Raw genomic sequence first — 15,042 nt, 5'->3', positions numbered from 1 at the left:
GTCATGCCTTGATCAGCCCGGCGCCGTGCAGGGCGCCGGCCGCGGTGGCGACGGTGTCGAACGGCAGCCCGGACCGCTCGGTGACGTCCAGCAGGCTGTGCTCCCCGTCGGAGAGGCTGAGCACCCAGAGCATGGCCATCTGGGCCTGCTTGGTGTCGCTGCGCCCGCCGAGCGCGTCGTACAACCCGCGTCGGCCGAGCTGCGGTTCGCCGTGGGGACTGAGGTTGAGGTACCTCCGGTTGCGGTCGAGGACGGCGAACGCCTCGCGGCAGACCGCAAGGGTGTCCGCCATCGCCTCGGGGGAGACGAAGTCCGGGTTGTCCGCCGAGGTGTGGTACTCGGGGTAGCCGGCGTACGGGGTTCGGCTGAGCGAGCCCACGCCCAGGTTGAACCCGGGCGAGCAGTACTGCCGCTCGTCATAGCCGTACGGAGTGAACTCGGTGACGCGGTGCGGGCGTTCGGAGGCGGTCAGCACATGCCGCATCACCCGGTCGATCTCCGCGTCGCCGCGCCTGCTCTGCTTGTACGTCAGCCGGCCCGAGTCGCCCGCGCAGGCGAGCACGAGGCCGTGCTTGACCCGCCCGATCCGCTCCGCGTTGCGGGCCAGCCAGGTGATCGCCCCGATGGTGCCGGGCGCGTAGATGAACCGGTAGGTGTAGTACGGCCTCTGCTCCGCCAGCGCCCGGGCCAGGAACGTCGCCACCGCGATGCCGGCCAGGTTGTCGTTGGCCAGCGACGGGTGGCAGACATGGCAGGAGACGATCACCTCGTCGGCGACCTGCCCGGGGACCACGTGCTCGGCGTAGGTGAGTTGGCCGTCGGCGAGGGTGGAGTCGATACGCACCTCGTACTCGCCGTCCGGCAGCGCGTCCAAGGTCTCCTGGGCCAGGCAGAAGCCCCATTCCGGCTTGTAGTAGCTGGTGCGGTACGGCACCCAGCTCGGGTGTTCCGGCAGGGTGTGCAGGTGTTCGCGCAGCTCGGCGAGCGGCATGGTCCTCGACACCGGCACGCTGTAGCCGAGCACGTGCAGGCTCGACTCGGCGAAGTCGACGACCCGGTTGCCGTCGGCGTCGGCGATGTACGCGTCGCGGATGTTCCACTCCTGCGGCACCGTCCAGTCGAGCACCTGCGTCCCGGTAGGCACCTCGTGCACCTGGAGCGGGACGTACTCGCCGACGATCTCCAGGGTGGAGCGCACACCGTCGCCGGTGATGCTCCGGCAGAGCGGGTACAGCCGCTCCACCAGAGCGTGCATCTCCTCGCCGAGCGCTGTCATCGGCGCCACCGCAGGGTGCCGTCGACGGTGCCGGCGTCGGACGCCGCGCGCAGCACGGCGAGGCGGGTGAAGCGTCGCTCGAAGTCCTCCTGGGTCAGCCCGTGCTCGCGGTAGGCGTCGGCGAGTTCGAGCGCGCCCCGCTTCACCGTCCACTCGCAGTCGAAGCCGGGGATCGCCGCACGGAACCGGGAGAAGTCCACCCGGTACGAGCGCGGATCGGCACCGGTCTCCCCGGTGATCACCACCTTCGAACCGGACACCGCCTCGGCGACCTGTTCGGCGATCTCGGCGACCGTGACGTTGTTGGTCTCGCTGCCGATGTTGAACGCCCGGTCGTGCACCGCTTCCTGAGGCGCGGTCAGCGCGGCCGTGAAGGCCCGTGCGATGTCGGCGGCGTGCACCAGCGGGCGCCACGGGGTGCCGTCGGAGAGCACCAGCACCTCGCCGGACAGCAGCGCGTGGCCCACCAGGTTGTTCAGCACGATGTCGGCGCGCAGCCTGGGGGAGTAGCCGAACGCGGTGGCGTTGCGCATGTACACCGGGCTGAAGTCGCCGTCGGCCAGCGCGTGCAGGTCGTCCTCCACCCGCACCTTGGACTCCGCGTACGGCGTCACCGGGCGCAGCGGGGCGTCCTCGCCCACCAGCTCGCCGCCGCCGGCGGCGCCGTAGACCGAGCAGGTGGACGCGTACAGGAAACGCCCCACCCCGGCGTCGCGGGCGAGTCGGGCGAGCCGTACGGACGCGTGGTGGTTGATGTCGTACGTCAGCTCCGGCGCCAGCGATCCCAGTGGGTCGTTGGACAGCGCGGCCAGGTGGATCACGGCGTCGACGCCGGCCACGTGGTCGGCCGTGACGTCGCGCAGGTCCACCTTGTGCCCCTGCGGGTCCGCCGGGGTCTCGCCGAGGACGCAGTCGGCGAAGAGGCCGGCGTCGAGGCCGACAACCTCGTGTCCGGCGGCGGCGAGGACCGGGGCCATGACGGTTCCCAGGTATCCCTGGTGACCGGTCAGCAGTACGCGCATGGTTCAACCCCCCAGGTTGAGCTTGAGTTTGGTGACGGCGAACGCTTCGGCGTATCGCTCGTGGCATTCGATGCCGCGGATCCGCGCGAGGCCGAGGAAGGCCTCCCGGTCGTACCACGGGCGGTGGCGCTGCGAGGGGTAGTGCTCCTGCAGCAGCCGCACCTTCTCCTCGGCGATCTCCGTCGACAGCGGCTGGTAGGCCGCCATACGGCCGAGGTCGCCGTCCCACTTGACGATCTCGTAGCCGAGCACGAGGTGATCGCGGAACGCGGTGGGTATGAGCCGCGCCAGGCCGCGGTGGTCCTGGTGCGCGTCCTCGGTGCGCGGGGCCAGGACCAGATCCGGCTCGGTCTGTCCGCGCAGTTCCTCGACCGCGGCCTTGGCCTCCTCCCAGTACGCGGGCAGCCGGCCGTCGGGCAGCTTGTGCACGGTGAGCCGCAGATCGGCGCCGGGGCAGAAGGCGGTGAGCGCGGCCCGCTCCTCCTGCTCCCGGTCGGTGCCACCGCCGGAGAGCACCAGCGCGTCGACGCGCAGGCCCGGCCGCGCGAGGCACATCGCGAGCAGCGTGCCGCCCGCGCCGATGGCGATGTCGTCGCAGTGCGCGCCCACCGCGACGATCCGGTCCAGGGGCCCGGCCCCGAGCCGGATCACGCCCTCGCTCCGGCGCCCGCTCCGGCACCGTCTCGTTCCCACACGGCCCACGGGCGGTCGCCCCGGGCGTAGGCGTCGTCGAGCGCGGCCCGTTCCTTCACGGTGTCGGTCGGCTTCCAGAAGCCGCGGTGCTGGTGCGCCACCAGCCGCCCCCGCTTGGCCAGTTGGGCGCATCCGTCGGCTACCAGGTCCCCGTTCTCCGGGATGTGGTCGAAGACCTCCTGGCGGAGCACGAAGTAACCGCCGTTCTCCCACAGCGGCATGTCGCTCACCGCGGTGATGCCCCCGACCAGGCCGTCCTCGCCCAGGTCCACACAGTGGAACGAGGACTGCGGCGGCACCACCATCATCGACGCACCGGCGTCGCGCCGGGCGAACCGGTCGATCATCTCCGGCAGCGGGGCGTCGGTGAGCACGTCGGCGTAGTTGGCGAGGAACATCTCGTCGCCGTCCAGATGGTGCCGCACCCGGCGCAGCCGCTCCCCGATCGGCGACTCGATGCCGGTCTGCGCGAACGTGATCGTCCAGTCGGCGATGTCGGTGGACAGCAGCTCGGTCCGCCCGCCCCGCAGCACGAAGTCGTTGGACGTCGTCTCCTCGTAGTTGAGGAAGAAGTCCTTGATGTGGTGGGCGCCGTACCCGAGGCACAGGATGAACTCCGTGTGCCCGTAGTGCGCGTAGTAGCGCATGACGTGCCAGATCAGCGGCCGCGGGCCGACCATCGCCATCGGCTTGGGCACGTCGTCCGCGGCGCCGCTCCGCATCCGCATCCCATAACCGCCGCAGAACAGAACGACCTTCATGCCTTGACCTCGACAATGCTCAGTTCCGGGATGGGGAAGACCAGTCGGCCGCCCCAGTCGTGCACGAAGGACAGCTGCTCGACCAGCTCGTCCCGCAGGTTCCAGGGGAGGACGAGCACGTAGTCCGGCTTGTCGGCGGCTATCCGCTCGGGCGGCAGGATCGGGATGCGGGTGCCGGGTGTGAACCTGCCGTGCTTGTACGGGTTCCGGTCGACCGTGTACGCGAGCAGGTCGGGCCGGATGCCGCAGTGGTTGAGCAGGGTGTTGCCCTTGCCCGGGGCGCCGTAGCCGACGACCGTCTCACCGCGCTCGGCCGCCTCGATGAGGAACTTCAGGAGGTCCCGGCGTACCTTGGCCACCCGGGCGGAGAACTCGGTGTACCCGGACAGCTCTTGCAGCCCGGCGGCCTTCTCCCGGGCCAGCACGTCGGCCACCCGCTGCGTCGGCTCGCCCGCCACCTCGGCCGGCCGGGCCCACAGCCGGATGGAGCCGCCGTGGGTGGGCAGCAACTCGACGTCCACGAGGGTGAGTCCGCCGCTCGCCAGTGCCCGCGCCGCGGACGCGACCGTGTAGTACTGGAAGTGCTCGTGGTAGATGGTGTCGTACTGGTTCTCCTCGATCAGGGTCAGCAGGTGCTGCACCTCGACGGAGACCCAGCCGTCGTCGGCGACCAGGGCCCGCAGCCCCTGGGTGAACCCGACCACGTCGGGGATGTGCGCGTACACGTTGTTGGCCACGACCAGGTCCGCCGGGCCGTGCTCGGCGCGGACGGCCGAGCCGGTCTCCGGGCTGAGGAACTCCGTGAGCGTGGGCACACCCGCGTCGCGCGCCGCGGCGCCGACGTTCACCGACGGTTCGATGCCGAGGCAGCGGATCCCCCGGTCCACCACGTGCTTCAGCAAATACCCGTCGTTGCTGGCGACTTCGACCACGAAGGCCTCGGAGCGCTCGGAGCCGTCGGTGCCGTCGGTGCCGAGACCCACCCGCTGCACGGCGTCGGCGACGAAGGTGCGCGCGTGCTCCACCCAGGAGGTCGAGAACGAGGAGAAGTACGCGTACTCCTTGAACGTCTCCTCCGGCGTGATCAGCGGCGGGATCTGCGCCAGCCAGCAGTCGGTGCAGACCCGCAGGTGCAGCGGGTACGCGGGCTCCGGCTGGTCCAGTCGGTCCGCGGCGAGAAAGCTCTCGCACGGTGGTGTCGCCCCGAGATCGACGACGCTCGCCAGCGCCGCCGAACCGCAGAGTCGGCATCGTGTCATTTACTGCCCCCATTGATTCGGTCCCCGATTGACTCGGTCCCCGATTGATTCCGTCCGCCCGCGATCGCGGAGCGGTACCCCTCCACCAGGCGCTCCAGGCCGACGGCCGGGCTGAAGCCCTGCTCGTAACGGCGCCGGGCCGCCTGGCCCATCTCCCGGTTGCGGGCTCGCTCCGCCGTGATTCGGCGCAGGCGATCCGCGAGCGAGACGGCGTCGCCCGGCTCGTGCAGCAGCCCGGTCACCCCGTCCTCGACGAGTTCGACGAAGGCGCCGTGACCCGCGGCGACGGTCGGGACCCCCGCCGCCATCGCCTCCACGGCCACCAGGCCGAACGCCTCCAGCCATGTCGAGGGAGCCACCACCGCGACAGCACGCGCGACGGCCTTCCGGCACTCCGCCGTGTCGTACAGGCCGGCGTACCGCACGTCGTCCCGGCCCGCCGCCCAGGCGGTCACCTCCTGCTCCAGCGGTCCCGCGCCGGCGATCACGAGCGGCACACCCACCCCGCCACCCGCCGCGACCTCGTCCCAGGCGGCCATGAGCAGCCGCACGCCCTTGGCCTCCGCGAGCCGGCCGAGATAGAGCAGATGCTCGCCCGCGCCCACTCGGCACGTGCCGGGGTCGGGCACGAAGTTGTGTTTCACCGCCAGCCGCCCGGGCGGCATGCCGGCCCGCACCAGGACGTCGCGCTGTGCCGCGGAGATGCAGAAGAACCGCTCCACGCCCGACCGCCAGCGCCGCCGGTTGACCGACAGGCTGACCGCGAGCGGCACCGTCGCAAGGCGGGAGCCGCGGTAGCAGCCGTGCCGGACGGCGGGCAGCGGCGTCGCCCCGACGCACTCGGTGCACGGCCGGCCGTCCCGCTGCAGCGTGCCGGGCGGGCAGATCTGGGTGTAGTTGTGCAGCGTGGCGACGGCGGGCACACCGGCGTCGGCGCAGGCGGCCAGCACCGCGGGCGACAGGAGCGGGAAGACGTTGTGGACGTGCACCACGTCCGGCCGCTCGGTGCGGAGCCTGGCGGCGAGCTCCGTACGCACCGCCGGGTTCCACGGCACGAGGAGGGGGACAGCGGCCTTGGCCAGGAGGGACCGGTCGGCGATGGTGTCGCTGCGCCGCTCGAACACCTCGACCCGATGCCCGGCCCCGCGCAGCAGCTCCACCTCCTGGTCGACGACCTTGTTCTCCCCGCTCGGCTGTGCCGAGGCGTAGCGGTTGTGCACCACGAGGACGTGCATGGTCAGGTCACCTCCGATGTCCGGGCCCAGCGCGGGACACGTCGTACGGGGACTTCGGGCGTCGAGCGGGGAGGAGCCTCGGCAGGTGCCGCCAGCAGCGAGGCCGCCACCGCCAGATGCAGCAGATACGGCGAGGCGTCGCCCAGCCCGGCCTCGGTGTACGACGCGATCGCGCAGTAACTGATCAGGAAGATCGCGCAGGCCCTCTGCAGCGACGGCGGCCGCAGCAACGCGACCCCGCCCAGCACGATGATGATCGCCGCCACCAGGGCCACGCCCGTCATCCCCTGCTCGTGGTAGACGGCCAGCCAGCTGTTGTCGATCGGCAGCCCGCCGAACGACTTGTCGCCCAGGCCCGCGCCGAACAGGAACTCCGCGGTCGACCGGGGCGCCGCCAGGAGGGCGTCCCAGACCTTGGCCCGACCGGTGAGGCTGGTGAAGTTCTCCTGGCTCTGGCCCCGCAGGAACCACGCCTGCAGCGCGGAGGAGAACCCCACCGCGGCCACGGCGCCGCACAGCACCGCCCAGGCGAAGAAACGGCGGGCGGCGGCACTGGTCAGGACGAGCGAGCCGATCGCCAGCGCCAGCCCGGTGAACAGACCGAGGGTCGCCGTCCGGGTATGGGTCAGCGCGAGCAGGACCAGTGCCGGCACGATGACCACCGTCGCGCTGACCCTGTCGGTCCGGCGACCCAGCAGGAGCAGCACGGCGAGCCCGGTGATCACCGCGGCGTACTGCCCGATCTGCGGCGGCGTGAGCGGCCACAACGCGCCGACCAGGCGCCCGCCGTAGAGCTCGGGCAGGGCCGCGCCCGGTGAGATGACCAGGCCCGCGGCGACCGACCCGAGCACCGCGAAGTACATCCGGATGTGGTGCCTTACGAACGTGAAGCCGCCGTCCCACCAGCGGCTGAGCAGCCACAGTGTGCCGACGAAGAGGGCCAGCCGGGCGCAGCGGAAGAGCGCCCCGAACCCGGACTCCAGGTTCGCGCTGGAGATCACGCTCGGCACCAGCAGCAGGGTGAGCAGCAACACGAAGGCACTGGCGCGGATACGCAGCCGGAGATTGACGGCGAGCGCCAGCGTGAACGCCGCGACCAGCGCGCCCATGGTGACCATCTGGATGAGGGAACGCGGCAGCGGGACGATGGTCTTCGCCCCGGCGGAGCCGAGCGTGTTGAGGATCAGCAGCCCCCAGGCCGTACCGACGAGCTTCGGCACATGGGACGTGGCCATCTCAACCACCGTCCCGCGCGCGGAAGGTACTGCCCGCGTCCTGCTGGTACGGCGTGCCCTGCCACTGCCCGAAGTCGAGCACCCGGCTCGGGTCGTGGGCCACGAACTTCCATGGCCCGAGGTAGACGTTGTCGTGCCAGCGGTTGTGCTGCTCGCGAGTGATCGCCTCCGCCACCCGCTCGCCCTGGTAGGGCGACCAGTCCGGATAGGTGCCGTAGTTGGCCAGCACCGCCATGCGGTCGCACTTCACCGTGCACCCGACGGCGGAGGTGTCCAGCACGAAGCGGTTGTGGTGGATGTCCACCCGCTGGGTCTTCCACCGGCAGTCGGCGTAGAGCGGTGCGGTGGCGATCGCCGGCCGCGCGCAGCGGTCGGTGTCCTTCACCAGCAGGGTGCAGTCACCGGAGGAGGTGTTGGCCGGGCTGTTGCAGAACCGGTCGGCGTTCTCCCACAGGGTGATCCCGGACCAGTTGTCCTCCAGCACGTTCCGGTAGATCTCGATCTTGTCCGTGCGGGCCCGGATCCGTGGTTCGCCGCCGGACTCGGACAGATAGACGGTCGCGAAGGGGAAGTTGTCGCCGCGGTCGGCCGATCTGCGGCCCTCGACCCGGTTGTTCCGCCGGATCGTGTTCTCCCGGATGACCGCGTTGTAGCTGGTCTCGTAGATCAGCGCGGCACCGTCGTTGGCCTCGAGCACATTGTCCTCGATGCGGAAGTCGTTGTTGTTGGTGTCCGCCCACAGCCCGGCTCCGCGGTTGTCGTGCACCCAGTTGCCGCGCACGTCGGCGCCGTCGACGGCCCAGAACTTGACGCCCCCGGTGCAGCCGCAGCCCTGCCGCCGACGCTCCCAGTCGTCGGTGTTGTTGCCCACGATCTCGTTGCCCTCGACCACCAGGCCGCTGATACGACCGCCGGCCTTGTAGGCGTTCATGCCGTACTGCCCGTTGCCGCGCAGACAGCTGGCGCGGACTCGCTGGCGGGCACCGGCCATCAGCCCGGCGCCGGAGTTGTGCTGGATCGTCGCGTGCTCGATCACCCACCCGTCGGCCGAGTCGTGGTTGACCACGCCCTCGTTGTGCGGCGCGACGAACCCCTGCACGGTCAGATGGCGGACGGTGACGTCGCGGGCGGTGCCGCCGAACGCGTACTGGTTGGTCTTCCGGCCGTCGAGCACCGCCCCCGGTGCGCCGAGGTAGCTGTTCCCCTTCTTGGGGATGACCTGGGCGTAGCGGTCCGGCTCGAGCCTGTGCTTGCCCGGCCGGAGCCAGAACGTGGTGTTCTCGGGGTTGCTCTTCGTCTTCGCGGCCAGGTCGCCGACCACCGCGGGGTCGACCGTCACCGCACCCGCCGGCGCCTTGGCCGGCCCGGCCGCGGGCTCGGCGCACACCCGGGCCACGGACGTGGACGACGGCGCGGCGGCCGGCTTCGCCCCGGCGTCCGACGTGCTGTCACAGCCGGTCGCCGCCAGCAGGGCCAGGACCAGCGGGACCGCCGGTAACGCCCGGAGCCGCCACTTGATCTCCACGAGCCCCCCTAGCCGCGGAACTTGAGTACGGTGGTGAACCCTTCCGCGCCGTCGGCGAAGCCGGTGCCGACCAGCGTGGTGGCGGGTTCCCTGCGTCCGAAGCCGGCCGAGTACCAGCCGAGCGGCGGATCGGTCTCGCCGCGATGCGCCCGCCAGGTCAGCTGCCCGGGCAGGTCGAGGACGGCGGAGCGGTCCTCGCCGTCCCGGGTCCAGGTGAGCACGGCCCGGTTTCCCTCCAGGTCCGCGGCGATCGCCGGGCCGAGATGGAACGCGAGGCGCACGGCCCGGCGATCGCCCCGGACCTCGTCGACCACCCGCAGCTCCCGGCTCGCGCCCGTCAGCTCCACCCGGCGGCGGTGGACGGTGCCCTGGTAGCCGTCGTGCTCGGCACACCAGCGCGCCACATCCTCGTCCGAGGTGTCCGCGAGCAGGACACGGCTGCGGGCCTGCCGGGTCCACAGGAACGGGCCTCCGGAGACGGACTGGTCACCGCCGTCCAGCTCCAGGGTGTTGTGGCCGAGGGTCGACCGGAAGTACCGCCGCCACTCGGGCTGCCCGTGGTAGCAGTACGTCCCCGGGTCGGCGAGCACGTCGACCCCGTCGTGCCGGACCTCCACGGACAGCGCGTCCGCGTGGGCGTGCGCGGCGATGGACAGGAACCCGTGCGGACCACCGTCGCAGCGGCACCAGATCCCCTCCGGGCCGCGCAGGACGGTCATGCCCGCATCCGCGAAGTGGGCCGGTCGGCTCACCGGGCGGGACACGGCCGGTTCAGTGGGCTTGACGAGCGCGGCGAGCAGCGGGGTGCGCACATCGGTGCCGGTCACCGCGGGCCACCAGGCGAGCCGGCCGAACACGGCGTCCCCGGTGGCCAGCAGCGAGGCCCAGCGGTCGGTGCCCGCGCCGTCCACGACCAGGCCGTGACCGTCGTCCGAGTCGCCCTGGCGCGGGGGCCGCAGCCGGTTGTCCACGACGGCCGCGAGCGCGTCGGTCATCCGCAGCAGCACCAGCCGGACCGCCGCGGGGACCGGCACGTTCGCGGCGTCCGCCTCGGCCACCGCGGCCAGGCCGAGCTCCAGCACCAGTCCGTGATACTCGGTGGCCAGCTCGCGATTGAGGCCGGAGTGGAAGGTGTTGCTTCGCAGGTGCCGCTCCAGCGACCGCAGAGCGTCGGATCGCCAACGCGCCGAGGAGGGGAACCACCCGAACGCGCAGGCCGCCGCGAACTGCCCGGCGGCTTCGGCGATGACGTGGTTGTTCGCCGACGAACCCCGGCTGGGGAAGGCGGCCAGCCAGCGCTGGTGGTGCCAGATCTGGTGCAGTGCCACCGGGTTGCCCTCGAACAGCCCGGCCGCGCCCGGCCAGCCGTCGAGCAGGCGGCGGACCCACACCCAGGACAGCAGCCGGATGCCCAGCTCGATGCCGCTGATCCAGTGCACACCGCGCAGCGGGGGGTTGGCCGCCCACCAAGAGCGCAGGTGCGCGGCCACTCGCTCGGCGTACCGCTCGTCCCCGGTGACCGCGTAGGCGGCGGCGAGCACGGTGAGGTACTGGTGCCGGGACGGCTCCCAGATCTGCTTGATGTCCCCGACCGCGTCCTCGCTGCGGTACGGCACGTCGAAGGCGTAGCCCGACGGGGCCCGGCGCCCGGTCTTCGGGTCGTACCACCAGTCCGGGTCGGCCAGGTCGTCGCGGACCACGCCGAAGTACTCGGCGTGCCCGGCCATCAGCCGGTCCGCCTCGGCGACGAGACGTTTCGCGGCGTCAGGCGGCACCGCGTCGAGCGTCCCCGCGGGCAGTACCGCGGTGAATCGGGCGCCGGTGACGCTCGGGCAGTCCGGCGGTGCCGACCGCCACCGCCGTCTGCGCACCGCGTCGCCCACCCGGCCGCCGACCTCCCGTGGTCCCATCCGGGACAGTCGCCGTAAGTACCAGCCAGCGCTCATGGTCATCGCGACGCCGCCAGCGTCACCGGGGCACCGGCCGCCAGGCCGGCCCGCACCGCGAGGGTGGCCGACGTGGTGGCGACCAGCGACTCCAGCGGCACCGGCATCGGCCCGCCGGTCCGCACGGCCTTGACGAACGCGGCCAGCTCGGCGTTCTGCCCCTTGTCCCGGGCCTGGGGCAGCCGCGAACTGACCCACCGCTTGCGGCCGTGGACCGAGACACGGACGAAGTCGTCGAGCCGCAGCACCTTGCCGTCCGCGACCAGGTCCAGCGTCTCCTTGGGGAAGCCGGGCGCGCCGTTGGTGACGTAGCTGATGGTGGCCGTGGACCCGTCCGGGTAGCGCAGCACGACCTGGAGGTCCTCGTTGCCGGACGTGGCGACCGCGTACACCGAGACCGGGTCGGCCCCGAGCAGCCAGCTCGCCGTGTCGATGAAGTGCCCGCCCTCGCCGGCGAACCGTGAGCCCTCGGTGCCCTGCCGGAGGTACCAGCTGCCCTGCTGGAGCCGGCCCGCGTTGACCAGGTAGCGCAGGCTCGCCGGACCGGTCCGGGCGCCGAACCGCTTCTTGGCTTCGGTCAGCAGCGGCGCGAACCGGCGGTTGAAGCCCACCTGGAGCCGGTCGTTGCCGGACTCCTCCACCGCGGCGAGCACGCCGGCCAGCTCGTCCTCGGTGAGCGCAAGCGGCTTCTCCACGAACACCGCCTTGCCGGCCAGCAGCGCCTTGCGGGTCAGTTCGGCGTGCGAGCTGTGGCGGGTGACCACGAACACCGCGTCGACGGACTTGTCGCCGAGCACCGCGTCCAGGTCGGTGGTCGCCGCGGCGAAGCCGAACTTCCGCTGCGCGTTGGCCCCGGACAGCGCCGTCGTGGTGACGACCGTGGACAACTCCACGCCGTCGCGCCCGGCCAGGTGCGGCAGGAGCATCGACGTCGCGTAGTTCCCCGCGCCGACGAACGCCAGCCGCACCGGCGTCCCGGCCCCCCGGACCGGATTCCGCTTCACGTTCACCGAGGGAACGGCCACCGCCGGAGCCTCGGCCTCCACCGCCTGCTCGGGGTACCGGAACAGCACGGCGACGGCCTTCAAGTCGCCGTCCTTCAGGCGCTGGTACGTCTCGACGGCGTCGTCGAAGTCGGCGATGTGGGAGATCAGCGGCTCCACGTCGACGCGGCCGCGAGCGACGAGGTCGAGGAAGCACGCGAGGTTGCGGCGCTCGGTCCAGCGCACATAGCCGATCGGGTAGTCCCGGCCCTCCAACTCGTACTCCGGGTCGTAGCGCCCGGGGCCGTAGGACCGCGAGAACCGGACGTCGAGCTCCTTCTCGTAGTACGCGTTCCACGGCAGGTCCAGACGGCACTTGCCGATGTCGACGACCCGGCCGCGGTCCCGGCACAACCGGGCGGCCAGCTCGACGGGCTGGTTGCTGCCGCCGCCGGCGGCCAGATACACCTGGTCCACGCCGTGACCGTCGGTGAGTTCGGCGACGGCGGCTTCCACGGCCGCCGACTCGGGGTCACCGCAGGCCGCGGCGCCCAGCCGCTCGGCGAGCTCGCAGCGCGCCGGGTCGGGGTCGACGCCGACGACGCGCACCCCCGAGGCGCCCAGCAGCTGCACCACCAGCTGTCCGATCAGCCCGAGGCCGATGACCAGGGCCACCTCGCCCAGCTGCGGCTCGCCCTGGCGGACGCCCTGCATCGCGATCGATCCGACGGTGCCGAAGGCCGCGTGCCGCGGTTCCAGGCCGTCCGGCACCGGGACGTAGAGGTTCTTCGGCACCCAGTTCAGCTCGGCGTGCAACGCGTGCTCGTTGCCGGCGCAGGCCACGAGGTCGCCGGCCTTCACATCGTCGATGCCGGCGCCGACCTGCTCGACCACACCGCACAGCGAGTAGCCCAGCGGCGTGTAGGAGTCCAGCTTGCCCATCACCTTGCGGTAGGTGGCGGGCACCCCGTTGGTGGCCACGCTCTGCATGACCTTGGCCACCTGGTCAGGGCGGGAGCGGGCCTTGCCGACCATCGACATGCCGGCCTCGGACACCTTCATCATCTCGGTGCCGGTGGAGATCAGCGAGTAGACGGTGCGGACCAGCACACCACCCGGCTTGCACCCCGGCACCGGCACGTCGAGCACCGCCAGCTCGCCGCTCTTGTAGTTCTGTACGACCTGCTTCACTCAAACTCCCCAGAAGTCGCGCCGCGGTACCAGTACTCGAGGGTCAGCACATGCCATAGATGCTTGGAGAAGTCCTGCTGCCCGGCGGTGTCCTCGGCGACCATCCGCCGCAGCGCGTCCCGGCGCAGGAACCCGGAGCGGACGAGCTCGCCGTCGTTGATCACCTCGCGCACCAGCGGCGCGAGATCCCGGCTCATCCAGGCCCGCAGCGGGGCGCTGAACAGGCCCTTGGGCCGGTAGACGATCTCCGTGGGCAGGATCGAGGTGGCCGCCTCCTTCAGCACGGCCTTGCCCTGCCGGCCGACGATCTTGCGATCGCCGGGAAAGGCGAAGGCGGCCTTCACCACCTCGACGTCCACATACGGCACCCGCACCTCGGTCGACGCGGCCATGCTCGACCGGTCGGTGTAGGTGAGGTTCAGGCCCGGCAGGAACATCCGGGCATCGCCCAGGCACATGCGGTTCACGAAGTCGTCGAGGTGGTTGTCCTCGTAGATGTCCCGGTGCTCGGTGAGCACGTCGTCGACCGTGCCGGCCAGCTCCGGGTTGATCAGGCCGAGCAGCTCGTCCTGGTCGTACATGGTGTAGCTGCGCCGGAACGCGGTCTCCTCCGGCAGATCGGCGAAGGACAGGAACCGCTTCGCGAATCGTACGGAACGCAGCCCCCTGCGGCTGGTGGCGACCGGCAGCCGGTCCACGGCCGCGTGCACCCCGCGCCGCACCGGCCGCGGAACCCGCTGATAGCGCAGCGCGAGCAGGTTGGCCAGGTGCTTGCGGTACCCGGCGAACAGCTCGTCGGCGCCCATCCCCGAGAGCATCACCTTGACCCCGGCCTCCCGGGCGGCCGAACAGATCAGAAACGTGTTGATCGCGGCGGGATCGCCGATCGGCTCGTCCAGGTGGTACGTCATCCGCGGCAGCAGGTCGAGCACGTCCGGGGCGATCTCGATCTCCCGCAGGTCGACACCGAACTGCTCGGCCACCTTCCGGGCGTAGCGCAGGTCGTCCGGCATCGCCTCGAACTTGGCGTCCTCGGCGCGGAATCCGATCGTGTACGCGGAGATCCCGGGCTGGTGGCGGGCCGCCAGGGCGGTCAGCCAGCTGGAGTCGAGCCCGCCGGAGAGGAAAGTCGCCACGGGTACGTCGGAGAGCAGGTGCCGCCGGGTCGACTCCTCGACGACGGCGGCCAGATTTGGCAGCTCGCCGCTGCGGGCCCGCTCCCGGCCCTCGGCGGCGACGTCCTTCAGGTGCCAGTACCGGCCGCGCTCCACCCGGCCGTCGGGCCGGATCCGCAGCCAGCTCCCCGGTGGCAGTTTCTCCGCCTCGCGGTACGCGCACCGTGAGTCCGGCACCCAGTAGTAGAGGAGCGAGGCCACCAGCGCCGCATGGTCCACCTCGAGTGCCCCGCCGGTGGCGGCGGCGAGCGCCTTGAGCTCGGAGGCGAACACCAGCCCCTCGCCGCGCCGGAGCAGGAACAGCGGCTTGATGCCCAACTGGTCTCGGGCGAGGACCAGTTCACCGGTGCGCTCGTCGAAGATCCCGAACGCGAACATGCCGCGCAGCCGGGGCAGGCAGTCCGTGCCCCAGCGCCGCCAGGCCTCCAGCAGCACCTCGGTGTCGGAGGTACCGCGGAAGCGCACACCGGTGGCCGCCAGTTCGGCACGCAGCTCGGGCGCGTTGTACAGCTCGCCGTTGTAGGTCAGGACGAGGCCGCCCGAGACCATGGGCTGGGCGCCGGTCTCGGACAGGTCGATGATCGCCAGCCGGCGGTGCCCGAGGTGCACTTCGCCGTCACCGGCGGCGTGGCTGTACCGGCCCGCCCCGTCCGGACCGCGGTGGGCGAGGGTGTCGGTGAGCCGGTCGGCCACGAGCTTCCCGTCCGGCCATCGGTACGCGCCTGCGATGCCACACATGTC

Annotated in this window: 11 protein-coding genes; all 11 read right to left on the bottom strand. The window is 71.7% G+C overall.

The genetic code is table 11. From position 1 onward, the window contains the following. Window position 1: 1 nt before the first annotated feature. The 11 genes from ACIBK5_RS38070 to asnB are packed head-to-tail and all read right to left on the bottom strand — an operon-like array spanning window position 2 to window position 15,039. The gene (locus tag ACIBK5_RS38070; RefSeq protein WP_399027135.1) at window positions 2-1,285 is read right to left on the bottom strand and encodes a DUF4910 domain-containing protein; all 1,284 of its coding nucleotides are present in this window, start codon (window positions 1,283-1,285) and stop codon (window positions 2-4) included. Then, a complete protein-coding gene (locus ACIBK5_RS38065; RefSeq protein ID WP_399027133.1) occupies window positions 1,273-2,298 on the bottom strand; it encodes an NAD-dependent epimerase/dehydratase family protein in 1,026 nt (341 codons plus the stop codon). The genes ACIBK5_RS38070 and ACIBK5_RS38065 overlap by 13 nt, the downstream gene beginning before the upstream one ends. Window positions 2,299-2,301: 3 nt before the next feature. Beyond that, complete coding sequence (locus ACIBK5_RS38060) at window positions 2,302-2,949, bottom strand: PIG-L deacetylase family protein (RefSeq protein ID WP_399027131.1); 648 nt, start codon at window positions 2,947-2,949, stop codon at window positions 2,302-2,304. After that, window positions 2,946-3,752 (bottom strand): glucose-1-phosphate cytidylyltransferase, encoded by an 807-nt coding sequence (locus ACIBK5_RS38055; RefSeq protein ID WP_399027130.1) that lies wholly within the window; start codon window positions 3,750-3,752, stop codon window positions 2,946-2,948. Before ACIBK5_RS38055 ends, ACIBK5_RS38060 begins: the two co-directional genes overlap by 4 nt. Then, entirely contained in the window at window positions 3,749-5,011 is a 1,263-nt protein-coding gene (locus ACIBK5_RS38050; RefSeq protein WP_399027128.1) for a class I SAM-dependent methyltransferase, read from the bottom strand. Before ACIBK5_RS38050 ends, ACIBK5_RS38055 begins: the two co-directional genes overlap by 4 nt. Then, window positions 5,008-6,246: a glycosyltransferase gene (locus tag ACIBK5_RS38045; protein ID WP_399027126.1), complete on the bottom strand. Its 1,239-nt coding sequence runs from the start codon at window positions 6,244-6,246 to the stop codon at window positions 5,008-5,010. The genes ACIBK5_RS38050 and ACIBK5_RS38045 overlap by 4 nt, the downstream gene beginning before the upstream one ends. A gap of 2 nt (window positions 6,247-6,248) precedes the next feature. Further along, window positions 6,249-7,481 (bottom strand): O-antigen ligase domain-containing protein, encoded by a 1,233-nt coding sequence (locus ACIBK5_RS38040; RefSeq protein ID WP_399027124.1) that lies wholly within the window; start codon window positions 7,479-7,481, stop codon window positions 6,249-6,251. A gap of 1 nt (window position 7,482) precedes the next feature. Beyond that, complete coding sequence (locus tag ACIBK5_RS38035) at window positions 7,483-9,006, bottom strand: right-handed parallel beta-helix repeat-containing protein (protein WP_399027122.1); 1,524 nt, start codon at window positions 9,004-9,006, stop codon at window positions 7,483-7,485. A gap of 8 nt (window positions 9,007-9,014) precedes the next feature. Further along, on the bottom strand, window positions 9,015-10,958 hold the full coding sequence (locus ACIBK5_RS38030) for an alginate lyase family protein (RefSeq protein WP_399027120.1): 1,944 nt from the start codon (window positions 10,956-10,958) through the stop codon (window positions 9,015-9,017). Further along, the gene (locus tag ACIBK5_RS38025) at window positions 10,955-13,126 is read right to left on the bottom strand and encodes a bi-domain-containing oxidoreductase (protein ID WP_399027119.1); all 2,172 of its coding nucleotides are present in this window, start codon (window positions 13,124-13,126) and stop codon (window positions 10,955-10,957) included. Before ACIBK5_RS38025 ends, ACIBK5_RS38030 begins: the two co-directional genes overlap by 4 nt. Then, window positions 13,123-15,039 carry an asparagine synthase (glutamine-hydrolyzing) gene (gene asnB, locus ACIBK5_RS38020; RefSeq protein ID WP_399027117.1) on the bottom strand — a complete coding sequence of 639 codons (1,917 nt, stop codon included), beginning with the start codon at window positions 15,037-15,039 and terminating at the stop codon, window positions 13,123-13,125. The genes ACIBK5_RS38025 and asnB overlap by 4 nt, the downstream gene beginning before the upstream one ends. Window positions 15,040-15,042: the final 3 nt, after the last annotated feature.

This window comes from Streptomyces sp. NPDC050546 (genome assembly GCF_044457425.1).
GTDB lineage: Bacteria > Actinomycetota > Actinomycetes > Streptomycetales > Streptomycetaceae > Streptomyces.
Note: the sequence above shows the minus strand (reverse complement) of the source record. Positions and strands in the feature narration are given on the sequence as shown.